Origin of the sequence: Ruegeria lacuscaerulensis (genome assembly GCF_013034745.1) — a bacterium.
Classification (GTDB): Bacteria; Pseudomonadota; Alphaproteobacteria; order Rhodobacterales; family Rhodobacteraceae; genus Ruegeria; species Ruegeria lacuscaerulensis_B.
Genome location: NZ_WQGP01000003.1, coordinates 357,826 through 382,787 on the forward strand (window position 1 = coordinate 357,826; position 24,962 = coordinate 382,787).

The window sequence follows — 24,962 nt, forward strand, 5'->3', positions numbered from 1 at the left end:
AAAAGCTGCGCACTCCAGGCAGTTCCGGGTCAGGCCAGAGATGGCCTAAAGGACCGTATAGGGGCGGTCACCTGACGATTGCGACCGTCAGGCGCTCAAGCCTTTCAATTCATCCGGCAAAAGCGCGTCGGGAATGTTTTGATAACTGACCGGGCGCAGCCAGCGCACGATCGCCAGAGTCCCGACGGAGGTTGCTCGGACATCTGTGCTGGCCGGATAGGGCCCGCCATGCATCATTGATGAACACACCTCGACTCCGGTGGGATAGCCGTTTGCCAATAAACGACCTGCTTTTTCCTCGAGAATGGGCATCAGTGACTTGGCCAACGCGGCATCCGAGTCGTCCAGATGCAAGGTCAGCGTCAGCTGTCCTTCCAGACATTCCGCCAGCTGTTGCATCTGCTCTTTGTCGTCACACAAGACGATAATGCCAGCAGCACCAAATACTTCGTGCTGCAGCTTGGGGTTCGCCATCCACTCCGCTGCACTGACTTTGAACAAAGCCGGCACAGCGGCGCGTTTGCCCGTCGCGGCACTGCAAGACGTAACCTCGACCATCAGATCGCGGAATTCGCGAACCCCCTGCTCATAAGCGCCAAGGATTCCGTCTGTTAGCATTTTCTGCTCTGCCGTGTCGTTCAGCGCGGCGACACAGGCGGTTTCCAACGCATCCGCATCCGGGCCTTTCAGCATCACGGCAACCCCGGGATTGGTGCAGAACTGTCCGGCCCCCATGGTCAGAGACGCGGCCCAGCCTACGCCGATCTCGGTCGCGCGGGCACGCATCGCGTCTGGAAGGCAGAACATAGGATTGACCGAGCCAAGCTCACCATAAAAGGGGATAGGGTTTGAACGCGCATGGCATAGATCATAAAGCGCCCTGCCCCCGGCGAGTGACCCTGTAAAACCGACGGCAGTGATCTCGGGATGCTGCACAAGGGCGGAACCCACCTCGCGCCCTGATCCTTGCAAGATCTGGAATGTAGCAGCTGGCATGCCGCACATCTCGATCGCCTTGGCAATGGCTTGTCCTACAAGTTCAGCAGTGCCTGCATGAGCGCTGTGTCCCTTGACGATCACCGGGCACCCAGCAGCAAGGGCCGAGGCGGTGTCCCCGCCCGCCGTGGAGAAGGCGAGCGGGAAGTTCGACGCACCAAACACGGCCACTGGACCTATTGCTTTGTGCGTCAGGCGCAAATCCGGACGAGGGAGAGGTGTCCGGTCAGGGAGGGCGCCTTCTTTACGTATATCGAGATACCCAGTCTCTTCGATCAGATCTGCGAACATGCGTAACTGGCCCGTTGTGCGTCCACGTTCACCCACCAGCCGCGCCTCGGGCAGGCCTGTCTCGGCCATGCCGGTTTGCGTGATCTCGTCACCTAGCACATCCATCTGTTCGGCAATCGTGCGCAAGAATGTGGCGCGCTCGGTCCGCGATTTACCCGAGTAAGCGCGGAAATCGCGACGTGCGGCGCGGCACGCGTCATCCACCTGCGCGGCGGTGGCCTGAGCAAAGCTTTGGCCGTCAAGATCGTCTGAGGCACGCAGATTGTCTGACCCGACCCATGCGCCGTCGATCAGATTTTGTCCAAGTATCATTTTATTTTCCCCAATTCAGGACCATTGGGTCCAGCGGTTTTAAAAGGTCTATCAACCGGTCTCGGATGGCCGGTTGCAGCGGATCAATGGGATGGCGGCAGAACTCGGACCCGATGACGCCCCCTTCGACCATCGCCGCTTTGCAGGATTGCCAGCCGCATTGGCGGTTTTCATGGTTGATCACCATCGCCACCCGGCCATAGGCCGCTGTCGCCTCGTCTACACGGCCTGCAAGGTGATGCGTGATGACCGGCTTTATCTGGTCCACGATCATGCCCGAGGTCATCGAACCCGTCGCCCCCGCATCCAGATCGGCCAATAGGGTGATACCTTCCTCGCCATCAAAAGGTGCTTCAATCGCCTCTCCGCCTTCGGCAATCAGCGCGCGCAGCTTGTTCGCTGCCCGAGGGCATTCGATCTTGAACAGCTTTACCATTTCAATCTCTTGCGCCATGCGCACCAGCAACGGCACCGGCAGATCAACGCCCGACAAGGGCGCGTCTTGGACCATGATCGGAATGCCGGCCTCGCCCACGGCTGCAAACTGATCATAGGTCTGCTGCGCGGTCCCCTTCAGAAGCGCCCCGTGATAGGGCGGCATCATCATCACGATGTCCGCGCCCAGATCTTTGGCGAATTTGGCCCGTTCCACTGCGATCTGCGTCGCAAAATGGCTGATCGTCACGATCATCGGCACGCGGCCCGCGACATGTTCAAGGCTGAGCCGGGTCAGGATCGCGCGCTCCTCATCCGAGATCAGGAATTGCTCTGAGAAATTAGCCAAAACGCAGATCCCGTCCGCGCCTTGATCGATCAGGCAATCCAGAACGCGCTTCATCCCTTCCAGATCAAGTGTTCCGTCTTCGTGGAATGGTGTCGGCGCAACGGGCCAGATACCGGTATAGCTCATGGACTACTCCGTAATCTCAAAGTGTTTCAGGTGTTTGTCCGTGATCTCAATCCCCAGACCGGGCTTATTGTCATCCAGATCAAGGAAGCCGTCCACCGCCTCGGGGTCACCTTCGAAGATGTAATAGAACAGCTCGTTACCTACCTCGACGTCGAAGACAGGGAAATATTCGCTGATCATGCAATTCGCGTTGGCCATGGTCAGATGATAATTATGCATCTGACCTGCATGCGGGATGACCGGTATCTGATGCGCCTCGGCAATCGCGTTGATCTTTTGTGCCGCCGTAATACCGCCCACGCGGTTGGTGTCATATTGCAGGACGCTGACGGCCTTTTTCTCGATCAAGTCCTTGCACCCGATGATCGAGAATTCATGCTCACCGCCCGAGATCGGGACGATGTTCATCGCATTCAGCTCGCGATAACCTTCAACATCGTCGGCAATCACGGGTTCTTCCAACCAGCGCGGTTCGTATTTAACAAGCTTGGGCAGCATGCGTTTGGCATAGTCCAGGTTCCAGCCCATGTAGCATTCGACCATCAGATCGACGTCATAGCCGATGACCTCGCGCACGGCCTCGACCCGTTTGAGGTTTTCACGCATGCCCGCCATGCCGTCCTTCGGCCCCCAGCCGAACCGCATTTTATAGGCGGAATAGCCGTTCTTTTGCGCCTCGGCGGCCTCGGCCTGCATCACATCGATCGGGCCAGAGTAGAGCTTGGAGTAATACACCGGGATCTTTTCCTTGGTGCGGCCACCCAGCAGTTTGAACACTGGCTTACCCGCCAGTTTGCCCATCAGGTCCCAGATCGCCAGATCAACGGCCGAGATCGCGATCATCCCGATCCCCTTGCGCCCCCAGGCGTGGCTGCGGCGGTACATCTTTTCCCACAGATAGGCATAGTCGAACGGGTCCTCGCCGATCACCAATGGCGCGAACCATTCGTCAATGGCTGCCTTCACCACCGAGGGTGCGAGGGCTGCGTTGCCGATGCCGATGGTGCCGTCTTCGGTTTCGATCTCGCAGGTCAGCCATTGGTGAAACCGGAAAGACGACATCGCATCGCCTTTTTCGTACAGCACGTCCGACGCGTTGGTGCAGAAATTGCCGGTGGGCGGGACGGTCGGTCCGGTCCAGTTCCAGACGCGGGTGCGAACGGATTTAATCTTGGTCATCTTTGTCCTCTCAGTCCGCGCGGCGTTCGGCGCGATGTGTTTTGGCCATGCGCACCAGCAGGTCGAATGCCTGCCGCGTTGCGCCCGGATTGGCCTTGTTCTGTCCGGCGATATCAAAAGCGGTGCCATGAGCCGGTGTGGCAACGGGGATGGGCAAGCCACCTGCAACCGTCACGCCGCGTTCAAACCCCATCAGCTTGATCGCGATCTGGCCCTGATCGTGATACATGGTCACGACCGCATCGACCTCGCCCCGCTGCGCCTTGAGGAACACCGTGTCCGAAGGCCATGGGCCCGTTACATTCAACTGTTTTTCCTGTGCTTGGCGCACAGCGGGTTCGAGGATGTCAATCTCCTCGCGGCCAAACTTGCCGTTGTCCCCCGCATGCGGGTTCAGCGCCGCGACCGCGATGTTGGGGCGCGCCTTACCCGCCTTGCGCAGCGTGTCATTGGCCAGATTGACCGCCTTCATAACACCCTCTTCGGTGATATTGGCCGCGACATCCTTGAGGCCGATATGCGAAGTTACACGGGTCGTCATCAGCTCTTCCAGAACGTTGAGTTCCGAGTGATAACCAGTATGCCCCATATAGCGCGCCATATATCGGTGCTCATCCTCGGCATTCAGCCCTGCGGCGGTCATGGCGGCCTTGTTGAATGGGCCAAAGAGGATGCCATCCACTTGCCCGGCCATCGCCAGATCCATGGCCTTGTCCAGACAGCGCAAGGACGTGGTGCCGCCTTCGACCGTGACCTCGGCGATCTGCACGTCCTCGGGGGCGATAGTGTCGAGGTTCAGATGGCTCGGGCCAGGACGATCTGTCACCTCGGCCACCGTATTCAGCGGCACCTCAAGACCGGCCTGTTCCGCGCCGCGCTGCCAGAGGTGGCTGTCGCCAACCAGTACGATATCGGCAGCGTCCTGCACGCCTTCCTGGTTAAGCAGCTTGGCGATCAGTTCCGGCCCGATACCCGAAGGGTCGCCGGGAACAATTGCAATGCGGGGTTTAGTCATGCCGCTTTCTCCCAATGTCTCGAAAATCCATCGGGCAAGATGACCATGACGTCTGGCTCGTTACCCGTGTCGAAAGTTTGAACCACCTCGAACGTATCAAGGTCGAACCGCTGCACCTGTTCGCAATCAACTGCGATGTAGGCAAAGTCCGCTTCGTCGTCGATGCACAGGGCCAATGGGTTCGCTGGTGTTTTCTGTTCGTGCAGCAGTTCGCCTGTCGCTTCGTCAAAAACGGAAAACGACCTGCCAAAATGGTTCATTGTCAGAAGGCGGTTGCGCTTTTCATCGTAGTAGATGCGACAGGGATCGTTGGGCGTCGGAAACGTGCGTTCGATCTCAAGCGTCTTCGTATTGATTACAGCCACTGTGTTCGAAATGCGTTGCGAGGTATAAAGCGTCGCTGTTTCTTCACGCAGGCAGCGCCCTTCGGGCTTTTGTCCGGTCTTGATCGAGATAGGTTCGATCGAGGCGTCGTAAGGATTGAACCTGGTAACGTCGCCTGACGTCAGATTCATCGCAAAAGCCGTCAGGCCGTCTTTGGTCAGCGCAAAGAGGTGCCCTTTGGTGCCCCCTGTTGGCGTGATGTGATCCCAACCCTGGTCGAAAGCGCGAGGGTTTTCCTTGACCAGCAAGTGACCCGACCATTCCGACAGGACGTAGAGACGCCCCTGCCCATCCAGCCCAATCCCGTGGGGTCGCGCGTGTTCACCCAGATCGTAGACGTGAACGATTTTTCTCTCTCGGATATCAATCACGATGACCGAGCGGCCGTGATTGCCAGCTATGTCTGAATTCTGCACACCGTAGTGACCCACATAGGCATAACGAAATTCGTCATCCACAACGAACTCGTGGGGGAACTGCGGCAGCTCCAGACACCCCTGCGATGCGCCGGTGTCTATGTCGTACCAGCTTATTCGATGGCTGCATTTTTCAACCAACATCATGGACTGCGCCATGTAGACCTCATCTGAATAGTAAATTGTCGAGGTGTCTGTGGCCGACCACTCACATATCGGCCACAGACGCGCTCCTTAGCGTTCCAGCGCCCCGACGCCTGAGAAGCGGAAGGCTTCCTGTTCCAGCGCGTCAAGTTCTTCGGCACTCATCTGATCATGAGCAACCGTGATCCGGCCAAGGAAAACAAAGGGCAGTTCGTCTTGACGTCCTTCCAGATGCGCCTTGATCGCCTCGGCCGTGGCGGCCCCAACGTCATCGCCCATACGCATCGGCGTAGCATCCAGCTCACCCCGGCGGATGGCATCCAGTTCAAGGCCTGTGCCGCCCCAGCCGGTTGAGAACACGTCTTTCTCTTTGCCGACCGCGACCTGAGCCTCAACCGATCCCATCGCCATTGCAGTGTTGGCGTTGTGGATAATTGTAGCCTCGGGATAGGCTTGCAGGATCAGGCTGGTGCCTTCGAACCCGCCTTCACGCTGATACTCACCGTAGTGTTCGTAAACGGTGTTCCAATTGCCTTTCTCCTCGACGCAGGCCTTGAAATCACCCGAGCGCTGATCGTCCGTGATGCCCGGAATACCCCGGTTCATCGCCATGGTCACATCATTGCCAAGACGCTCCAGCATGTAGTCGCACATGGTCAGTGCGCCCGCAGCCGAACTGAAGTCGAACCACGCATCGGGCTGATTGGTCAGGTCTTTGGGCGGTGTGTGGAAGGCCCAGACAAAGGTCGCAAAGCCGTCATTGCCTGCCATCTTGTCAATATTGTCGGCCTGAATGGCCAGTTCTGACGGCCCGAAGATCACGAAGTCATACAGATCTGCATCCTGAACCACCTGGTTGGCATAGGTCGATTGCAGGCTGTGCTCAATCTGGCGGCTGGCGAACTCGGTCGTCTCGTATTCAATACCCAGCTCTTCCAGACGTTTTGTCATCGCCAGATAATTACGCGCCCAGAAATCGGACGTATCCGCAGACGGATAGATCAGCGCAATCTGCAACGGCGCATCCTGCGTACCGGTGTATTTCACGGCTTCCGCGCCAGTCGTTGCCTGAAGCGCCTCAAGCTTGCCCTCGGCATTCACTTCGCCGGGCACCCAGTAATCTCGGTCGCCGATGCCGGGCAGTTCCTTCAGAGGCAGCTTGGTTTCCGCCATGGCCGAAGCGGCACACAGGCAAAACAGGCTTGTCGTCAGTAGTGCTTTGTTCAATTGTTTCACGGTAAGTCCTCCCTTTCGCGAACATTGTGGGGTCTTGCAGGTGCGCCAGGACTCCTACCTCCGGGCGCACCACTTTGATTGCCTTAGCCGCTTGGCGCAGGCTCGGTTGCCAGTCCCGCCCCAAGGGCCAGCAATAGGATCAGGGCGCCGATCAGCGCTGCAGAGAAGCGGATGAGTTTCTGCGCCTCCTTGCTGCGCAGAGCCGCCATCAGGCCATGCGCCCCGTCCCGGTCTTTCTTTTGCATCCAGGTGTACAGTGCGACCGAGCTGACTATCACCACACCCGAGGCGACGGATTGCCAGAAGAATTCGATCCGCAGGGTCACCAGCGCGTTGATCATCATTGACAGCAACAACACCCCGGCCAAAGACCCGATCATCGAGGCACGCCCGCCGAACAGGGACGTACCGCCGACAACAACCGCAGCGATGACGTGCAGATTGAAATAGGGGGCCGAGGTTGCCTGAATGGCATTCAGCTTTCCGGTCAGCATGACACCAGCCATGGCTGCTGCAGCGCCCATCAGAACATAGGCATAGATCTTGTGGCGATCGACGGCGACACCGGTCATCTCGCTGGCCTCGGGGTTCGAACCGATAGCAATGGTGTAGCGCCCGAAATAAGTGCGGGTCAGGACCACGTAGCCGATGGCCATTGTAATCAGCCCCAGGACCACCGGGACTGGAATAAAGCCCGGGATTTGACCCCGTCCAATTTCCGTGATCAGGTCCGGGAAACGGGCCAGAACCAGACCTTTGGCAATCACCAGCGCCAGACCGCGATAGACTAGGTCCATCGCCAGCGTGCCGATCAGGTCGGGAACTTTAAACCGGGTGATGACCAGACCATTGATCAGACCCATCAGCGCCCCAAGGACAATTGCCAAAGGAACAGCGACCCAGGCGGGAAACCCGTATTGTTTGACCAAAAACGCCATGAGGATCGCGGACAGCGCGGCGATTGAGCCAATAGATAAGTCGATCCCACGCTGGGTGATAACGAAAGTCATCGCCATGGCCATCGGCATATAGAGCGCCGCGTCCAGCAGGATCAGGTTCAGGTTGGTCAGACGGAAATATCGCGCCGGTTCAGCGATGCCCATAAAGATGAGGATCGCCAGGATCATCACCATTGGACCAATGAACGCCAGATAAGGCTCGAGCCGGTCCATGATGGTCTTTTGTTCGGGATTTGTGGTGGTTGCGGACATACCGTTCTCCTTCACGCGGCCGCATCCTGGGCGCCGACGATCAGGCCCAGTACGTCTTGAACGGAACTATCCGCAGTTTTGACAACGCCAACGGCGCGCCCTCGGCGTTGCACATGAACGCGGTCGGCGACCTCGAAAACGTCGTCAAGCGAGTGTGAAATCAGTATTACGGCCAGACCCTGTTCGCGCAGCGCCTTGATCAGTTTCAACGTCCGCGCGGTTTCCTGCGGACCCAAAGCTGCGGTGGGTTCATCCATCACCAGCAAGCGAAGGTCTTCGTGGTAGACCGCACGCGAAATAGCAACCGCCTGACGCTGACCGCCCGAAAGGCTTTCCGTCATGACATCCATTGACCGCAGCCGGACACCAAGGCGTTCTTCCAAAACCCGCGCGGCCTCGGACTTCATGCGTTTGTTGTCCAGAAACGGAATGCCGAAAACGTTCTTGGTCAACTCATTGCCAAGAAACATGTTCGCTGCTGGCGACAGATGATCAGCCAACGCCAAAGTCTGATAAACCGCATCAATGCCATGCGCGATTGCGTCAGAGTGGCTGGCCATCTCCAACGGTTTTCCATCCATCAGAATATGTCCTTCGGTGGGCTGATACACTCCCGTCAAAATCTTGATCAGGGTGGATTTGCCTGCCCCGTTATCTCCAACAATAGCGAGCACTTCGCCCGAATATGCGGTCAGATCCACATCCTGCAGCGCCGTCACGCCGCCAAAACGTTTGGTTATTCCTTGCATTTGAACCAATGGCTGGTCGCTCATGGTTTCCTCCTCTGCGCAAAGCTCCGCCATGGCGGTCAAAAGACCGCTGAGTTGGCTGTGCGCTGTGTCATTTTTTGAACGGGGCCCCTACCGATTCAAGCAGGGGCCGCCGGTTCGCTTACTTGCCCCAGATCTTTGCGTAAGCTTCGCGGTAGGGGCTGTCGGGATCGAACTGATTGCTGTCGCCCAGTTTTGCCAAACCTTCCTCGGTCACCAACGCAGGCGACGTGACATAGCCCGAGCATGGCTCGCCCTGAATGGCACGGTTCAACTCGTCGACCAATTGCCAGCCCTGCAGGTTCAGCGGCTCGGCCACTGTAATTGTCTGGTAGTTGCCGCTGCGGATACGTTGGAAAGCGGCCTCTGATCCATCACCAGCAGACCCAGCCTGCGGCCCATCTTCGGACGAGATACCCGCCGCCGCCAATGCAGGCCCCATGAAGTCGAAGTATAGATCGTTGATTGCAAGCGCATGGGTCCACTGATCACCATATTTCTGCAACAGGCTGGTGGTCAGCGGCCCCATCCGCGCCGAGGTATCGGCGATGGGCGTGTCGACATATTCAAGCACCGTACCGCCGGCAGCCTCAATGGTTTCCTTGATCCGGTCCGCTTTGTCGATGGCGATCTGATAGGTCGAATCGGTGAAGATGATGGCACCAACACCATCGGCGCCGTCATCCATCGCCCATTCCGCGGCCACCTCAGAGACGGTCATGGCATCGGTCGAGACATTGGCGAAAATTCCTCCGGGTGCGTCACACCCGATCTTGGGACCGGAGTGCCAGGCCACCATCGGAATGCCTGCGTTCACCACGCCTTCCAACGCGGCCTGCTGTTCGATGGCATCGAAGCCGTTGATGATAATCCCGTCAGGTTGCAAAGCCAGTGCCTGGCCAATGGCCCCGGTCCGGCCCTGAATAGAACCCGCACCATCCAGAACGCGCACGTCCCAGCCAATGGTTCCGACAGCTTCCTGGACGCCATTGGTTACGCCCAGAATACCGCCGTTTTTCAGATCGCCCGCGACGACGACAATGGATTTGCCTTCGGCGGCTTTGGGTCCGCTGGTGGGGCCGTCGAACGCCGTCTCGGCGGTCACCGGAAGTCCTAAACCCGTCAGAAGCGCAGCAGCGGATAGTGCCATGAAAGTCCGTTTCAGCATAATCTCCTCCCTTATGCTGTTTACTTGTTGGCGCCTTTGCGACGCTGAGCGTAACCGGCAATACCGATTGCAATCAGCAGCGTGACACCGTTGAACATCGGCTCGACCCAGAAGGATCCTCCGAATTGCTGAATGCCCGAGATGCCAACAGCCAGGATCGCGACACCCACGACTGTTCCCCAAACATTCACGCGTCCCGGCTTGATGGTCGTGGACCCAAGAAAGGCCCCAACCAAAGCAGGTAACAGGAATTCAAGACCGACCGAGGCTTGCCCGATCCGCAATTTCGACGCCAGCAGCACTCCGGCAAAAGCCGTGATCAGCCCCGAAGACATGAAAGCGCCGATGACGAATTTCCGGGTCGGAATACCGTTTAGTTGCGCAGCGCGCTGATTGGCCCCAATCGCATAGAGATACCGGCCAATCGGCGTGTATTCCAGGATCAGCCACATCGCGACCGTGATACCCAGCACATAAAACCCCGTGATTGGCAGGCCGAACACGAAGGTGCCGTTGATTGCGTAGAAACTATCCGGCAACGCCCCAACCATCTGACGTCCGCCCGTGTGCCACAGTGCCAGAGCGTACAGCACCGTGCCCGTGCCCAAGGTCGCAATGAAGCTGTCAATTTTGGCAACCTCGACCAGCAGTCCGTTCAGGAACCCGGTTAGCAAACCCAGCGACAGGACGATTGCCACGGCAATCGGCCATGGAATTCCAAACGTGGTTTGCAACGAGATCGCAAGGATATGCCACAGCACGATCCCGTATCCCACGGTTAGATCGATACGACCCGCCGCCATCGGAATCATCGCCCCCAGCGACAAAAGCGCGATAATCGCCTTGTCCGAGATAATCGCCCGTAGATTCAAAAGAGTCGGGAACGTGTTTGGCAGCAGGATGGAAAATAGGATGATCAGAAAACCTGTCAGCAAAACCAGGCCATAGACCGGTAGGAACCTGAGGATCCGTGTCTTTAGCGAGACATCTTTCAGCTCGGCCTTGGTTGGTTCCAGCGCATTGGATTCAAGCGATTGCATTCTCGTATTCCTTAACTCGCGACGGTGTTCGAGGCCGAAGCAGCTTGTATCAGGTTTTCAGTGGTCAGTTCGGTTCCGGTCAATTCGCGCACGATCTGACCCTGACTGAAGACAATGGCGCGATGGCAGATGGCTGCAACTTCCTCGAAATCGGTGGAAACGACGATGATGCCGACGCCCTCTTCCATTGCGCGGTTCAACAGCGCGTAAATTTCTGCTTTCGCACCAACATCAACCCCCGCCGTCGGGTCTTCGCAGATCAACAGCCTGCGCTTGGTTTCCAGCCAACGTCCGATGACCACTTTTTGCTGGTTTCCACCCGACAAGCTTTCAATCGCCATGCTTTGATCATTGGGAGACAAGGCGACGTCCGCTCCGATCCGGGTGGCGCTCTCTGTTTCAGCTTTGTGGCTCATGAACGACAACAGCGACCGCCCGATCGCGGCAGGGTTCAGGAACGTGTTCTCTCGAATGGTCAGTGACATGGCAACGGACTCTTCGGTTCTGTCCCGCGCAACCAGCCCGATCCCTGATGCCATCGCAGTTTGCGGCGTGCTCAGGTCAGGCGTTTCACCATGCAGGGTTATCTGGCCGCTAAACCCTTCCGACCCGAACAGCGCGCGCGAGACGTTTTCGTGACCCGCCCCGCGCAGCCCCACCAGCCCGACGATTTCATTTGTCTTCAACTGGAAACTGACGTTGTGCGCTGCTTCCATGTTCAGGCCAGACACCTCAAGCAACGTTGCACCCGGCGGCATGTCTGGTTTCATCACCTGCCGAGTCTTGCGGCCGACGATCATATAAACCAGTTCTTCGGGTGTGGTGTGGTCAATGCTACGCAGCCCAACCATCTCTCCGTCTCGTAGTACGGCAACCCGATCAGCAATCTGAAAAATCTCATCCAGCCGATGCGACACATAGATCATACCGACGCCTTGTTCCTTCAGCGGGCGCAAGGCTTCGAACAGTCGTTCGACCTCATCCGCAGGTAGGGATGCGGTTGGTTCATCCAGCACCAGATAGTCACAATCAACGGCCAAAGCGCGTGCAATCGCGACCAGAGATTTCTCGGTCCGCGACAAGTCCTGAACCCGCGTAGTCGGGTCGAATTCACATCCCACCTTGTCCAGCGCGTCCTGTGCAAAGCTCTCCACGGATTTCCAATTGATCAAACCGCCCTTTCGCGAATAGCCCAGAGCAAGCGCAATGTTCTCGGCCACGGTCATCCATTCGATCATGCCGAGATCCTGATGGATAAACGCCACGGACTGACGCTCGCCGAACCCGCCTGGACGATGTTCGTAGGGTTCACCGTTGATCAAAACCCGCCCTTCATCCGCTTTGTGAATTCCGCCGAGGATTTTGATGAGGGTCGATTTCCCGGCTCCGTTTTCTCCCAGTAGGGCAACAATCTCTCCGCGTTCGACATTCAGTGACACGTCGCGCAGCGCATAGGTGCCTCCGAAATGCTTCTTTATCCCGTCAAAGAACAGATTGTTTTGCGCTGTGCCGGGCACGGCTGTCTCCTCCTGGGCTTGGGTCACCCTGATGCTCCTCAACATCGTATTGAGTTACCCGTAACGTTACGCTAGCATTCGCACAGACCCGCCCATTGTCAATAAAAAAGAGTTACCCGTAACGTAAATGAGCAGCGACACTGATAAATCAAGTAAAAACAATAAAGTAAGCCTTGCTGAGGTGGCAAAGGCTGCGGGTGTGTCTAAGATGACGGCCAGTCGAGTCCTGCGCGATGAAGGCGGGTTTTCGGAAAAAACGCGCGCTAAGGTTATGGCCGAGGTGGACAGGTTGGGCTACCTACCGAATCGGCTAGCGACGGTTTTTGCGGGCGACAAGAAGTCCACTTTTGTCGGGGTCAGCATCCCTGAACTGGGCAACGAAATATTTGCGCAGGTTCTGGAAGGCATCGACCGAAAACTTGGAGCATTTGGCCACCAGACGGTGCTGGGACTGACCGAGCATGAAATCGACCATGAGGAAAAATGGATTGAGACCGTACTGTCCTGGCAACCTGCCGGGCTGATCATTACCGGTCGCTCACATAGCCAGAAAGCGATCCAGATGTTGCGCGGCGCTGGCATTCCTTTGGTCGAAATCTGGGACTTCAATTCCAGCCCTTTGGACATGTGCGTCGGGCTGAACCACTTTGACAGCGGCTATAGCATGGGTCGTTATCTAGCAGGAATGAATTACCAAAAATTCGGCTATGTCGGCACATGTCATGACGTGGCGAACGCGGCAACCGCACGCCTTAACGGCTTCTCTAAAGCCATCGAGGATGCAAACGGCCGACTGGAAAAACAACTGCTCCTAAAAGATACGCCGGGGTTTTACACCGGGTTCTACGGCACCGAGCAGCTGCTTGCCTCGCATCGCGATATCGAAGTCATATTCTATCAGAACGACAACATGGCGATTGGCGGGCTTCACTATGCCCAGAAAATCGGCCTGAGCGTTCCGGAAGATATCGGCATCGCCGGATGGGGCGATTTGCCAATTTCGGCAATACAACCTTATCGGCTGACATCAATCGCAGTTCCCCACCTTAAGATTGGCCAGATCGCAGCCGAGATGGTTCTGGCTCAGATCAACGGTGAACCAGCCAAGTCCACTACGGATGTCGGGTTTCGACTTATTCCAGGGAGCACAGTAAGGAAGTCGAGATCGGCTGAGTAAACACCGAAGCGGTGCGAGGAATGTATGCCAGTAATCGGCCCTCTACTTCCGTTGATCGGCGGGCATCGTCGAGGAGGCGCAGCGAACCAAAGGAAATATTCGCAGCACGCATACTATCAAAGCGAAGGTGTGAGTGAACTGAATTCTAAGCCCGAACCAGCGGGGCTATGGTGTTGTTCACAGCTTTGAAGGCTCCAACGTGGCATAGTGCCAAGCCTCGCTATTGCCCCTCAAGCCACAGCAAAATTGCGCTCCAGTTCTTTACTGCCTTAGTCAACGCCTGAATCTTTCTTGAGTTAAGAACAAAGTACCCACCGGTAGCAGTAAGAAGCAAAAAGTCTGGCGACCGGAACGCGAACTAAATAGCACTTCGCAGCTGAATGAATCGGTCTTATTGTTCCTAGAAAAGGGGGATTGACGTGAGCGGAGCCGATATTTCGATCCCGGACGGGTCAAACCAGAGCCTTGATATCGCCATCTCAGCTGACGGGACTGCGGAAGTGGGGCGAACCTACAAAATACCTGCCCGATGCGGTATCGCTGTCAGGCTTGCGCGGGGGCAGGTTCTAAACATCGTAAATCCAAGTGGTCATCAGGTCTGTGACTTCTTCGCCTTCGCTGCCGAGAACCTAAACGAACATCTTTCGATGCCGCATCTGCACACTTCGATTGCATCAATCTTCCCAAAGGTTGGCGACGCCCTTGTCAGCAACCAGCGGAGGTCTTTGCTGACTATCGCCGCGGACACTTCGCCAGGCGTGCATGACACAGTTATCGCCTGCCGTGACCACGCGAGGTACCGCGAACTGGAATGTGAAGGGTATCACGACAATTGTGCGGACAACCTGCGCATGGCGCTTATCGCTATCGGGCTGAAAGCGCCGCTCATCCCCGCCCCGTTCAACATCTGGATGAATGTGCCGCTCAAACCGGACGGATCAACCAGTTTTGAAACTCCGGTCGCGCGGGCGGGCGATCGAATATCTTTGCGGGCCGAAGCCGATCTGGTCGCCGTGATGTCGGCCTGCCCTCAGGACATGACGCCTGTAAACGGCGAAGGGGTTGCGCCGGACAAGCTGGAATTCTTTGTGTCAGCGGGCTGAACCGACAGCGCAGAAAAACTAGTTCTGAAGACGAGTTGTCAAAGCATAGGCGAGCGCCGTCCGAAATATCGGGTGAAGTATTAGAGCACTTTGTGGCCACACCTCGCGAACGGGGGCCTCGTGCAAAACACAGTATCCTGTGAAACGCGCGATATCTTGAAATCTGTTTCAACGATCATTGTGTTAAGGTGACAGAGATGGTCGAACTTATCGCTCTCTTAAGTATTTATTACAAATGCACGGCTCTTGCTGTCGATGACAAATTGACTCAATCAGAACGCTTTGCATGCAATAACGCCTATCAAGAAGCCAAACGGATATTTGTCCATGATAGTTTGGACAGCGAAGAAACGCGTTTGACAGCGCAGCAGAACATCCTTGCCTACAGACGCTTCAAGAGTTGGGAGTTTGAAAACGCTGATCTGGTTCGTGAGTTGCGAGCCGCGGAATAAGAAGCGACCCAATTGAGGATGAAGGCGTTTCAAAAGACGAACCAAAACACCCGCTACCGTTGCCACAATTCTGTATCGGGGTGGAATTGAGACCAAGCAAACCAAAAGGCTTGGTGGCTGCCAAGGTCTGATCCGTCTTTGCCTACGGCCCTAATCCCGCCGGCCGTAATTTCCAACCGAACGTTTTCGACAACAATCTCTTCTCCGCGTTGCAAAGCCAAAAGCGCGGTGCTTCTTTGAAATGCAACAGGCTTGCCCGAGGCTGTCACAACACCAATGATATCCTCGTGAACGGGCAAACGCGGGTCGACATCACCGATCGGAAAGATGGGGCCGTTTGCGTCTCGTCCGTTGCGGAAATCGGGATCGCGACCCAACGCATAGCGCTCAAGCAAAACCGTGGTATCCGGATACTCCGCTTTCCACGTGCCCCAGTCGGTAGTGATGACTGTGGCTTGATCAAGCTGCAAGCCTTTTTCGGCCAAGGGGCCCGTTACAGCGTGACCCAAGAACGTGTCAAACACAGAGTAGGTGTTCAGGTCGTACATCACTTTGTTGGATCGGTTCAGCAACCCCGAAGTCCGCAGAATCGGGCGCTCGATCCCCTCGGGCAAACCGTCGGTAAAATAAGCCTGCGCAGCCCCACACAAAGTGCAGTACGGAATACCGAGATCGCGACCACCCAGAGTGTCGTTTACCATCTCGCGCACTTCCATAATACGACGCGGATAGGCCCGATGTTCGCCATTTATAGAAATGCCAAAAACGACGTCGTCGTCTTGCAACCAAGTTGCGTCTTCGGCACTGCTGGTCTGTGGGTTGTCGGCGGCGGGGATACAATTGCATCCATTGTCAGTCGTGTCATAGGGGCGGTCATCAATAAGCACTCCGCCCCAGGATACCATCCTCCAGTCGATGTCGCCTTCGACAAAGATGCGTTCCCATCCGGGTACGATATTGGTGAAAATCGACCGTTTGTACGAAAGATATTCAGGCGGTGCGGGAATGTCCCACGCAATAAGATGGTCCGTCAAATCACCCCAGCTGTTATCCAGCCTGATCTCTTTCCCCAAGAGCGCTGAGGCGGCAGTCGTCAGTTCTGTGTTCAACTGTTCTGAGGGCACAAATCGCATCAAATCGCCGATGATCCACGCCAATCGCGGGTCACCAGAAGATGCGATTTCAGCTAGTGCAAGCTTTTGATTTTCATCCCATGTCGACAGAACAACGCTGTCAACAAACGCAACCCGAAGCGCAAATTGCATCGCGGGGCTCAGCGGGTCCGTCGGCAGATCTGGTGGGTGGCCGAACTCTTCTATCACGTATTCGGGCAACTGCTTTGCCGTTTGTGCCTGCAACGGCTCCGAGTAAATAAAAGTCAAAATAAGAAACGACGCTGCGAAAAGAAGGCACCCAAAAGCATGGCTTTTGCGTGTCATCAACAAAGCTTTTTGATCAATCGTCTCCATAACCCCACCCATTGTCTGAGCACATACGCGCCTGAATGTCGTTGTTTCAGCAATACGACCCTGCGTGGCGCCCCGCGAAAGGTTGGACGATCTGCGCACGCAGGCAAAATCACTTTTGCGCCAAGCTTTGTGAACCGAGGCAAGCGGGCCAATCCAAGGCCCCAGCAGAGCCTTCAATACAGCGCGCCAATCTGCCAAACATGATCTCGATCCGATTGCGTCTCTTGTCGTATCGGACGGCAGTGTTGCGCTGTTTGCGACCCGGGACGCTCGCGCCAATCCCTATTTCTTTCACCGTTTCTCTGATCCAATCGGCACGATAGCCGCGGTCACCCAGCACCCATTCGACATTTGACAGACTGCTGATTAATGCTTTCGCACCAGTTTTGTCGCTGACCTGACCCGCGAAGACAAATAGTTTCAAAGGGCGTCATTCGCCCTTGTGCTTAAACCAATGGCGCACCATGGCTCATCTGTCACAAACCGCATGTCACTTTGCGTTCATGCCACCCTTGGTGCGCCCGATCTGACATGTTCAACGCTCGTTTCGAACGCGATGAATCACGCAGCAAATCGAAGTCAATTGGTCCTGAGCCTAGACAGCCTCGGATGGCAGGCCTCATGGTTTACTGCAGCTCAGAGATAGGAAAGACCATGATCGCGAAGCGAATGGAAAACCTGTACCAAACAAGATACGAAGCAGATATTGGCGTCACCCTTACACCGATCCTGTCAATACAGGCGCCTCCTGCACTCGATAATGGGCGCCTTGGTCAGCACGTTCTGGCAGCGATCGGCGCCCATGTGCGGGCGACACACGGTGTCCAAACTGGGCGCGCGTGCCCTCAGCCATTTGCGCGACATAAGCTCTGAAGACGATCATGATCGACGAAGTCCACAACTAGCTCGCGGGCGGCTGTCGCGAGCAACGGCGTTTCCATTCGAATGTGTATCCTGCTCAGACAGTTTCACAACTGTCCGACTTGCACGCAAAAAGTCCCTGGTATCTCTCTGCGTCATTGGCGCTACGCTAGGTCTATGACCTGTAAGTCCTGTGCTACTTGCTTATTACCTCTCAGCACAGCGTCAGGCGAAGAGTTTCAAGTTCCCATGCGGTTGAAAGTCCGAGCTTTGAAAGGCGCAACCTGGTTGGAGCAACTATATTGCCTCGGAAGTCAGCATGTTGGTCGGTGAGTGGATTTGGCGCTACAGGTCGTACGGGTAGAACTTCGTCACGCGAAGTTCTGCTCCAAGTCTGGCCATGACCAGTTTGCTATGCTCGCTGCTGTGCACCTAGTGATGACGCGACCATTGGCGACTGTATCTATTGCGATGTGTCTTAGTCCCACGGCAGGTTTGGCATTCGCTGATCGACGAAACTTATTCGATCAATTCGTTCACCTTTCATGCAGTTCGCTAGCCCCGGCAAAAGATGATCGCACATTTCAGAAGACCCGGTTGCCAGCACGAAACTCTGAGAACCTAACGAAACCCGATTTTCTGACAGCGGTGAAAAAAGGCAATCGAACAAATCGGTGTAAAGGCGGATCGCACCTTCGAAATAGGTCGCCGGTGGCCTGTGGATACCCGTGAATTAAGGGAAAGAACCGGGCCAAATGCCCGGCAATGTGTCTGCGACTAGCAATCTAGGTGTCGCGGCTTAATGCGTGAACGGCCATATTGATGCAAATATGACCGTTCAATTGATGATTAGTTCGGTTAAGACACCCGCCACAAGGCACAGCAATCAGGAGGATCGCCTGCTTTTGGCAGTCCGCACAAAAAACTATGCGTTGGCCAGGCGGGCGTTTACGTATTCCCAGTTGACGATACTGTCGACGACAGCAGCAACGTATTCTTTGCGGCGATTGCGGTAGTCGACGTAGTAGGCATGTTCCCAAACATCGATACCCAAGAGTGGGACCATGTCGTGCACAAGCGGGTTTTCACCGTTTGGCGTCGACAAAACGACTAGTTTGCCCGAGTTGTCTATGGCCAGCCAGCCCCAACCAGAACCGAATTGTTTGCTGGATACATTGACCAACTGCTCGCGGAATTCTTCAAAACTTCCGAAATCACTCTCGATCTTTTTCTGCAGGCTGCCGGGCACGCCGGTGCCGCCCGGAACCAGCATTTTCCAGAATTCGGTGTGGTTCCAGTGCTGGCCTGCATTGTTTAAAACGGTCTGATATGTCCCGCGATCCGCAGCCGCGGTCTTGATGATATCTTCCAGAGACTGGCCCTCAAGACTGGTTCCGGGGATCAGTTTATTCAGGTTGCGGGCATAACCGGCAGCATGTTTGCCGTGGTGCAGCTCCATCGTTTCTGCTCCAATTACAGGCTCCAGCGCACTGTGGCTGTAATCAAGGGACGGGAGTGTGTAGATTTCGGCGGCATTTGCTTTTTTTGCAAAAGCCGGGGCTGCGGCAACCAACAGACCCGAGCCGGCAGATGCAAGAAAACCGCGACGCGTGAGAGACATTTTTCGATCCTTTCCATTGCCTGCCGATTGAGCCGACAGATGTCTCAAAAACACCTGCCTGAGGCTTTTATTCGAAAGAGTTAGTGTACAAATCGCCGCACAGCTCGTTTGGGACAAGGCGATTGCGGATCACGGTAGGCCGTCTACCGCGCGGGTTACTCAGGTTCTACAACCTTGCTGCACAGGTCGACCAGAAATTCGAGCGTAGTCTGGACATGTGGATAGGGGGCGATGTCGCTATGGGTCAGAACCCAAAGATCCAGTGATTGCGTTAAAAAGCCAGGCAGGGCTTCGATCAAATCTGGATTGTCCCCGGCCATAAACTTCGGCAGCGCGGCAAACCCCAGTCCGCTTTTGACTGCAGAGAGTTGAGCGTTTACGTTATCTGTTCTGGCCGCAATATTGCACTGATCCGTTATTTTTCGGAACTCGGTTTCCTGGACCGTATTTCCAAGTGCGCCAGTGGCGACGACCACGTTATGCCCCAGAAATTCGTCCAGCGTATGGATCGGCTCAAGGTCGCACAGGTATTCCCGTGACGAGTAAATACCAAATTTAACTGTCCCAAGCTTTACCGCATTCACTCTGTACGCTTCTGGCTTACCCAGACGAACGGCAATGTCAGCCTCGCGGTTGTGCAAATTTACCTTCTGATTGGACAAAAGGAGGTCGATCTTGATGTTGGGATTCAACGTGTGAAATTCGATCAGTTTGGGCGCCAGCACCGACGCACCGAACCCTTCGGGTGCAGCGACCGACACCCTGCTGCCTTTGAAGTCACGATGCCCGCGCGCCACTTCGCCCATATGGCAAAGTTCCGTTTCGACCCGTTGCGCGATTTTCAGAATATCCTCGCCAATTGGTGTAAGCGCGACGCCCGTTGTCCCGCGATCAAACAGCGGCAGGGACAGCGCTTTTTCCAGGTCTCTCAACTTTCGCCCGACCGTTGCCGGGCTTTCGGACAATTGCGACGAGGCGCCTGCGATGCTTCCTGATCTCGCGACCGAAACGAGGAAGCGCAACAAGTCCCAGTCCTGTACCGGAATCTTTTCCAATGCGTCTGTCGCCGCGTTGTTGCTCATCTGTCCACACCCTTGTTCTTTACTTACTTTTTCACAATTCAACAGAAAAAAAACCGTCTTCAACTTTACTTGTTGTTTCGTGATTGGAAAAAAATTTCACAATTTTTTCTGAGACTTAACGTTTTATCCGAGGTCCCTTCTCAATTGATGATCCACCCTTCATTTTTGAATGGTTGAGACGAGTTTTCCCAAGCTCAGGTAACGCCGCGTGAGCGCATCAGCGTTTGCTTATTAGCTTGGAGTGTAAAATGAACCCTGATGAAATAATGAGCCCGATTATCGAGGGCGACGAGAACGACAATATGCTGATGGGAACGCCCGAAGACGACATTATCAACGGTCTGGGCGGCGACGATCAGATTGAAGGTCTCGGAGGCAACGACGTTCTGACTGGCGGTTTGGGCAATGACATGTTGGATGGTGGCGAAGGTATCGACACCGCAGCCTTCAATGACATTGACGTGCCCGTCGACGTTGATCTGGTCGCAGGTGAAGCAACGCGTGAGACAGGTTTCTCGGTTTCGATCGTAGATCAGCCTTTCGTAAACTTTGGTGATCCTGAAGACAGCCTGGTTGACGAAGCGCTGGCCGGAAATCTGTACTACAACATCCACACAGCCGATTTCCCCGGCGGTGAGATCCGTGGTCAGTTGGTGGTTGACGAAAACAACCTGGATCAGGACGGCAACGGTACGCTGACTCTGACCGCAGTACTGGATGCTGCACAAGAGCCCGGCCCGCTGTCGGATTCGTTGGCAACAGGTACAGCCAGCGTCACTGTCACTGTTGTTGACGGTGTCGCAACCTACTCGTCCGAACTGTCGGTAACCGGCCTGGCCGTATCCGACCTGCTGACCCCTATCCCAGGCGTGGTTTCGGCGATCCACCTGCACAACGCACCCGCCGGCCAGAACGGCCCGGTTGTGCGCGACTCGTTGGTTGATGCCGGTGGCGAACTGGCAAGCGCCGAAGAGGTTTCGGAAAACCCGTCGGGTGTTCTGAATGTCGAAGAAGTGACCACTCCGGATTCGGAAACTGACACTCTGACCAGCATCGAAAACATCATCGGTTCGGATGACCCTGACAACCTGATCGGTGACGAGAATGACAACGTTCTGACCGGCGGTCTGGGCGATGACACGCTGGATGGCGGCGAAGGCATCGATACTGCAGCCTTCAATGACATTGACGTGCCCGTCGAAGTTGATCTGGGTGCAGGCACAGCAACACGTGAGACAGGGTTCTCGGTTTCGATCGAGGATGCACCTTTCGTGAACTTCGGTGATCCTGAGGACAGCCTGGTCGACGAAGCGCTGGCTGGAAACCTGTACTACAACATCCACACCGAGGATTTCCCCGGTGGTGAGATCCGTGGTCAGTTGCTTGTTTCTCAAAACAACTTGGACCCTGAAGGGAACGGCACACTGGTTCTGACCGCACGGTTGGACGCAGCTCAAGAGCCCGGCCCGTTGTCGGAATCAGAAGCAACCGGCTTGGCGACCGTGACCGTTACTGTTGAAAACGGTGTCGCAACCTACTCGTCCGAACTGTCGGTAACCGGTCTGGCCGTATCCGACTTGCTGACCCCGATCCCAGGCGTGGTTTCGGCGATCCACCTGCATAACGCACCCGCCGGTCAGAATGGCCCGGTTGTGCGCGACTCGCTGGTTGACGCTGGTGGCATCCTGGCAAGTGCCGACGAAGTCTCCGAGAACCCCTCGGGCGTGACCAACATCGAAGAAGTGACCTTTGCTGTATCTGAAACCGATAGTCTGAACAGCATCGAAAACGTCATCGGATCGAATGACGGTGACGTACTGATCGGTGACGCGAACGACAACGTGTTGAACGGCCTGGACGGCGACGATGTTCTGAGCGGTCTGGGTGGCAATGATACTCTTAACGGCGGTGCAGGGGATGACACTCTGATCGGTGGCGGCGGTACCGATATCATCGATGGCGGCGAAGGCTTCGACACCAACGACTTTTCGAACATCAACGTGGGCGCCGCAGATCCGACGATCGCAGGTGTTCGTGTCACGCTGGCTGCTGATGGCAGCGGTACGGCCGAATACAATGGCGGTGGCGGAAATGGTCCTCTGATCCAAGAAACCTTTACCGGCATCGAAAACATCACCGGTTCGTCCAACGATGACGAGATTGTTGCGACAGGTGCTGCTCCGAACACCATCGACGGTGGTGCGGGTGATGACTTCATCGCTGGTGGCGGTGGTCTGGATGACCTGAGCGGTGGCGAAGGTATCGACACCAACAGCTTCCAGGGCATTGGTGCCGAAGTGATTGCGGATCTGGCAACAGGAAGCGCATCTTACGCGCCAAATGAAAACGTCACGATCTTCGAGAACTTCGACGGGTTCGAAAACCTGGATGGGTCTGCCAATGACGACCAGCTGTTTGGTGACAGTGGCGCCAACACCCTGACCGGCAATATCGGTAATGACCTGCTGGTTGGCCGTGGTGGCAACGACATCCTGCGAGGCGGAGAAGGCAATGACGTCCTGCAAGGCGGCGGCGGTAACGACATCACCGATGGTGGTGAAGGTATCGACACTGCTGATTTCCAGGACATCGGGTCTTCGGTCACAGCCAACCTGGCGAACGGTATTGCGACCTATGCAGCGCCGAACGGCAATGCGGTTGCGGACCAGCTGATCAGCATCGAAAACCTGACCGGGTCGGTCAACGACGACTTCCTGACTGGTGACGATGGTGACAACCTGTTGGCAGGCGCTGCTGGTGACGACGTCATTAACGGCGGTGCGGGCAACGATATCATCCGCGGCGATGCTGTCGGTGAAGGCGAAGCTATCACGGTGTCGGTGACCAACACACTGGGTGAAGGCGGAACCTTCCTGACACCCGTCTGGTTCGGTTTCCACGATGGCGCCAACTTTGATCTGTTCACAGTTGGTGAAGAAGCCAGCCTGGGTCTGGAACGTCTGGCCGAAGACGGCAGCGTCGAAGGTATCGCGGCTGAATTCAACCAGCAGGTTGGTGACAACGGTGTTGATGCGACAATTATCGGCGGCATCGGTGCTCCGGGACCGATTGATCCGGGTGAAACGGCCAGCTTCACGCTGAACGTCAATCCTGATCAGGTTGGGCAAGGTTTCTTTACTTGGGCAACCATGATCATCCCTTCCAACGACGCCTTCCTTGCCGTACCGGATGACGCGCTGGCTGATCCCATCTTTGACGAAGAAGGCAACTTCATTGGCCCGATTGTCATCGAACGCTTTGGCAACGATGTTCTGGATGCGGGAACCGAGGTCAACAATGAAGAAGGTGCAGCCTTCCTCAACCAGACCGCGCGCGATCAGGGTACTGCCGAGAACGGCGTCGTGGGTGCGCACCCGGGCTTCAACGGCTCGGAAGGCAATCCGGATGGTGAGCCTGTCAACATTCTGGGTGGAACAACCGCTGCCAACACGATTGTTGACCCGATCGAAGGGGACTTCACCCGCAACAATGGTGAAGAGCAGCTTCTGCGGATCGTGATCGACATTGCAGAAGGTGGCAATGACGAACTGTTCGGTGGTGCCGGCGACGACATCATCGATGGTGGCCGTGGCGACGACATCCTTGATGGTGGTGCCGACAACGATACCCTGATCGGTGGGTCTGGCCGCGACACGTTCACGTTCCGTCGTGGAACGGGCTTCGACGTCGTGGCGGACTTCTCGGCCAGCATCGAAGACGGTGACTTCCTGGATGTGTCAGACTTCGGTGTCACGCAGCTCGAAGAGCTCAGCATCACAGCCGATGGTGAGAACACCGTAATCGACCTGGGCAATGGTGATCAGATCACTCTCGAAGGGGTTAGCCCCGATGAGCTGGTGGCCGAGAACTTTATCTTCGCTGAAGAAGAAGTTGTCGCTCCGACCAATGGTGATGACGATCTGGTTGGCGGCGTTGGTGACGACGAGATCGAAGCTGGCAACGGCGAAGATATCGTTGAGGCCGGTGCAGGCAACGACGTGGTCGACGGTGGCAATGGCGATGATGATCTGGACGGCGAAGCCGGAAACGATCAACTCATCGGCAGCAACGGCGACGATGATCTGGTCGGTGGTCTGGGTGACGACAACCTGGATGGCGGCAACGGTGATGACCTGCTGGAGGGCGGCGATGGTGCCGACACTCTGGACGGTGGTCGCGGTGACGACATCCTGGACGGCGGCCTGGGCAACGACATGATCGAAGGTGGTCGTGGCAATGACGTCATTGATGGCGGCGAAGGTGATGACGACATTTGCGGTGGTACCGGTGATGACATCATCAACGGTGGTGCTGGCAATGACCGTCTGGAAGGGAACCGCGGTGCGGATACCTTTGTCTTCGAAGCTGGCTTTGGCGACGATGTCATCGCTGACTTTGAAGCCTTTGCCAACGGCGACACACTGGACCTGACCTCGGCAGCGTTCGACCTCGACGACTTCGAGGATCTGGCCGCAGTCGCGTCGCAGGACGGTGATGCCGTTGTCATCGACCTGGGTGCCGAAGGCAGCATCACGCTGCTGGGTACTCAGCTTGCCGACCTGAACGAAGACAACGTTCTGGTTTAACCCAAACACGGCGGCGGCCCAG

General features: G+C 56.1%; 19 protein-coding genes and 1 pseudogene. 5 read left to right on the forward strand and 15 right to left on the reverse strand.

Translation table 11 applies throughout. The features are described from left to right. Positions 1-87: 87 nt before the first annotated feature. The 11 genes from GOV79_RS07885 to GOV79_RS07935 form a co-directional block, all read right to left on the reverse strand. Positions 88-1,599 carry an aldehyde dehydrogenase (NADP(+)) gene (locus GOV79_RS07885; RefSeq protein WP_170789343.1) on the reverse strand — a complete coding sequence of 504 codons (1,512 nt, stop codon included), beginning with the start codon at positions 1,597-1,599 and terminating at the stop codon, positions 88-90. Between the two features lies 1 nt (position 1,600). Further along, the gene (locus tag GOV79_RS07890; protein ID WP_170789344.1) at positions 1,601-2,509 is read right to left on the reverse strand and encodes a dihydrodipicolinate synthase family protein; all 909 of its coding nucleotides are present in this window, start codon (positions 2,507-2,509) and stop codon (positions 1,601-1,603) included. Between the two features lie 3 nt (positions 2,510-2,512). Then, positions 2,513-3,688: an L-rhamnonate dehydratase gene (locus GOV79_RS07895; protein ID WP_170771798.1), complete on the reverse strand. Its 1,176-nt coding sequence runs from the start codon at positions 3,686-3,688 to the stop codon at positions 2,513-2,515. Positions 3,689-3,698: 10 nt separating this feature from the next. Further along, positions 3,699-4,703 (reverse strand): 4-hydroxythreonine-4-phosphate dehydrogenase PdxA, encoded by a 1,005-nt coding sequence (locus GOV79_RS07900; RefSeq protein WP_170789345.1) that lies wholly within the window; start codon positions 4,701-4,703, stop codon positions 3,699-3,701. Continuing rightward, the gene (locus GOV79_RS07905) at positions 4,700-5,662 is read right to left on the reverse strand and encodes a hypothetical protein (protein WP_170789346.1); all 963 of its coding nucleotides are present in this window, start codon (positions 5,660-5,662) and stop codon (positions 4,700-4,702) included. The genes GOV79_RS07900 and GOV79_RS07905 overlap by 4 nt, the downstream gene beginning before the upstream one ends. Before the next feature lie 75 nt (positions 5,663-5,737). Further along, positions 5,738-6,883, reverse strand: a complete 1,146-nt coding sequence (locus GOV79_RS07910; RefSeq protein WP_331252101.1) for a substrate-binding domain-containing protein — start codon at positions 6,881-6,883, stop codon at positions 5,738-5,740. Positions 6,884-6,966: 83 nt separating this feature from the next. Then, positions 6,967-8,094 carry an ABC transporter permease gene (locus GOV79_RS07915; protein WP_170783242.1) on the reverse strand — a complete coding sequence of 376 codons (1,128 nt, stop codon included), beginning with the start codon at positions 8,092-8,094 and terminating at the stop codon, positions 6,967-6,969. An 11-nt stretch (positions 8,095-8,105) separates the two neighbouring features. After that, positions 8,106-8,867: an ATP-binding cassette domain-containing protein gene (locus GOV79_RS07920; RefSeq protein ID WP_170789347.1), complete on the reverse strand. Its 762-nt coding sequence runs from the start codon at positions 8,865-8,867 to the stop codon at positions 8,106-8,108. A gap of 118 nt (positions 8,868-8,985) precedes the next feature. Next, a complete protein-coding gene (locus tag GOV79_RS07925) occupies positions 8,986-10,032 on the reverse strand; it encodes a substrate-binding domain-containing protein (RefSeq protein WP_170789348.1) in 1,047 nt (348 codons plus the stop codon). 20 nt (positions 10,033-10,052) lie between these two features. After that, the gene (locus GOV79_RS07930) at positions 10,053-11,072 is read right to left on the reverse strand and encodes an ABC transporter permease (protein WP_170356573.1); all 1,020 of its coding nucleotides are present in this window, start codon (positions 11,070-11,072) and stop codon (positions 10,053-10,055) included. A gap of 11 nt (positions 11,073-11,083) precedes the next feature. Then, a complete protein-coding gene (locus GOV79_RS07935) occupies positions 11,084-12,616 on the reverse strand; it encodes a sugar ABC transporter ATP-binding protein (RefSeq protein ID WP_331252440.1) in 1,533 nt (510 codons plus the stop codon). A 100-nt stretch (positions 12,617-12,716) separates the two neighbouring features. On the opposite strand from GOV79_RS07935, the gene GOV79_RS07940 reads away from it, so the two are divergent. The 3 genes from GOV79_RS07940 (at position 12,717) to GOV79_RS07950 (ending at position 15,321) form a co-directional block, all read left to right on the forward strand. Continuing rightward, positions 12,717-13,766 (forward strand): LacI family DNA-binding transcriptional regulator, encoded by a 1,050-nt coding sequence (locus GOV79_RS07940; RefSeq protein WP_170789349.1) that lies wholly within the window; start codon positions 12,717-12,719, stop codon positions 13,764-13,766. A gap of 419 nt (positions 13,767-14,185) precedes the next feature. Beyond that, positions 14,186-14,869, forward strand: coding sequence for a DUF1989 domain-containing protein (locus tag GOV79_RS07945; RefSeq protein WP_331252442.1), 684 nt, complete (start codon positions 14,186-14,188; stop codon positions 14,867-14,869). 197 nt (positions 14,870-15,066) lie between these two features. Next, positions 15,067-15,321 (forward strand): hypothetical protein, encoded by a 255-nt coding sequence (locus tag GOV79_RS07950; RefSeq protein WP_170771785.1) that lies wholly within the window; start codon positions 15,067-15,069, stop codon positions 15,319-15,321. 53 nt (positions 15,322-15,374) lie between these two features. On the opposite strand, the gene GOV79_RS07955 is transcribed toward GOV79_RS07950, so the two are convergent. Both GOV79_RS07955 and GOV79_RS07960 read right to left on the reverse strand, forming a co-directional pair. Then, the gene (locus GOV79_RS07955) at positions 15,375-16,655 is read right to left on the reverse strand and encodes a DUF3179 domain-containing (seleno)protein (RefSeq protein ID WP_237217971.1); all 1,281 of its coding nucleotides are present in this window, start codon (positions 16,653-16,655) and stop codon (positions 15,375-15,377) included. Between the two features lie 322 nt (positions 16,656-16,977). Further along, positions 16,978-17,220 (reverse strand): annotated as a pseudogene (locus tag GOV79_RS07960) (transposase); the annotation flags it as partial. A gap of 101 nt (positions 17,221-17,321) precedes the next feature. Here GOV79_RS07960 and GOV79_RS22640 point away from each other — a divergent pair. Further along, entirely contained in the window at positions 17,322-17,663 is a 342-nt protein-coding gene (locus GOV79_RS22640; protein WP_408015513.1) for a TniB family NTP-binding protein, read from the forward strand. Between the two features lie 913 nt (positions 17,664-18,576). Here the strand turns inward: GOV79_RS22640 and GOV79_RS07970 are convergent. Together GOV79_RS07970 and GOV79_RS07975 are read right to left on the reverse strand one after the other, a co-directional pair. Then, positions 18,577-19,272 carry a superoxide dismutase gene (locus tag GOV79_RS07970; RefSeq protein WP_170771777.1) on the reverse strand — a complete coding sequence of 232 codons (696 nt, stop codon included), beginning with the start codon at positions 19,270-19,272 and terminating at the stop codon, positions 18,577-18,579. 155 nt (positions 19,273-19,427) lie between these two features. Then, the gene (locus GOV79_RS07975; RefSeq protein WP_170789352.1) at positions 19,428-20,417 is read right to left on the reverse strand and encodes a LysR family transcriptional regulator; all 990 of its coding nucleotides are present in this window, start codon (positions 20,415-20,417) and stop codon (positions 19,428-19,430) included. A 203-nt stretch (positions 20,418-20,620) separates the two neighbouring features. Between GOV79_RS07975 and GOV79_RS07980 the strand changes: the two genes are divergently transcribed. Next, complete coding sequence (locus GOV79_RS07980) at positions 20,621-24,940, forward strand: CHRD domain-containing protein (RefSeq protein WP_170789353.1); 4,320 nt, start codon at positions 20,621-20,623, stop codon at positions 24,938-24,940. Positions 24,941-24,962 lie beyond the last annotated feature (22 nt).

Bases quoted from the DNA above. Each gene is read 5' to 3' on its own strand.
- GOV79_RS07890 (WP_170789344.1), bottom strand. From the start codon at position 2,509: ATGAGCTATACCGGTATCTGGCCCGTTGCGCCGACACCATTCCACGAA.
- GOV79_RS07980 (WP_170789353.1), top strand. From the start codon at position 20,621: ATGAGCCCGATTATCGAGGGCGACGAGAACGACAATATGCTGATGGGA.
- GOV79_RS07950 (WP_170771785.1), top strand. From the start codon at position 15,067: ATGGTCGAACTTATCGCTCTCTTAAGTATTTATTACAAATGCACGGCT.
- GOV79_RS07905 (WP_170789346.1), bottom strand. From the start codon at position 5,662: ATGGCGCAGTCCATGATGTTGGTTGAAAAATGCAGCCATCGAATAAGC.
- GOV79_RS07930 (WP_170356573.1), bottom strand. From the start codon at position 11,072: ATGCAATCGCTTGAATCCAATGCGCTGGAACCAACCAAGGCCGAGCTG.
- GOV79_RS07895 (WP_170771798.1), bottom strand. From the start codon at position 3,688: ATGACCAAGATTAAATCCGTTCGCACCCGCGTCTGGAACTGGACCGGA.
- GOV79_RS07920 (WP_170789347.1), bottom strand. From the start codon at position 8,867: ATGAGCGACCAGCCATTGGTTCAAATGCAAGGAATAACCAAACGTTTT.
- GOV79_RS07915 (WP_170783242.1), bottom strand. From the start codon at position 8,094: ATGTCCGCAACCACCACAAATCCCGAACAAAAGACCATCATGGACCGG.
- GOV79_RS07970 (WP_170771777.1), bottom strand. From the start codon at position 19,272: ATGTCTCTCACGCGTCGCGGTTTTCTTGCATCTGCCGGCTCGGGTCTG.
- GOV79_RS07925 (WP_170789348.1), bottom strand. From the start codon at position 10,032: ATGCTGAAACGGACTTTCATGGCACTATCCGCTGCTGCGCTTCTGACG.
- GOV79_RS07885 (WP_170789343.1), bottom strand. From the start codon at position 1,599: ATGATACTTGGACAAAATCTGATCGACGGCGCATGGGTCGGGTCAGAC.
- GOV79_RS07940 (WP_170789349.1), top strand. From the start codon at position 12,717: ATGAGCAGCGACACTGATAAATCAAGTAAAAACAATAAAGTAAGCCTT.
- GOV79_RS07900 (WP_170789345.1), bottom strand. From the start codon at position 4,703: ATGACTAAACCCCGCATTGCAATTGTTCCCGGCGACCCTTCGGGTATC.
- GOV79_RS22640 (WP_408015513.1), top strand. From the start codon at position 17,322: ATGTTCAACGCTCGTTTCGAACGCGATGAATCACGCAGCAAATCGAAG.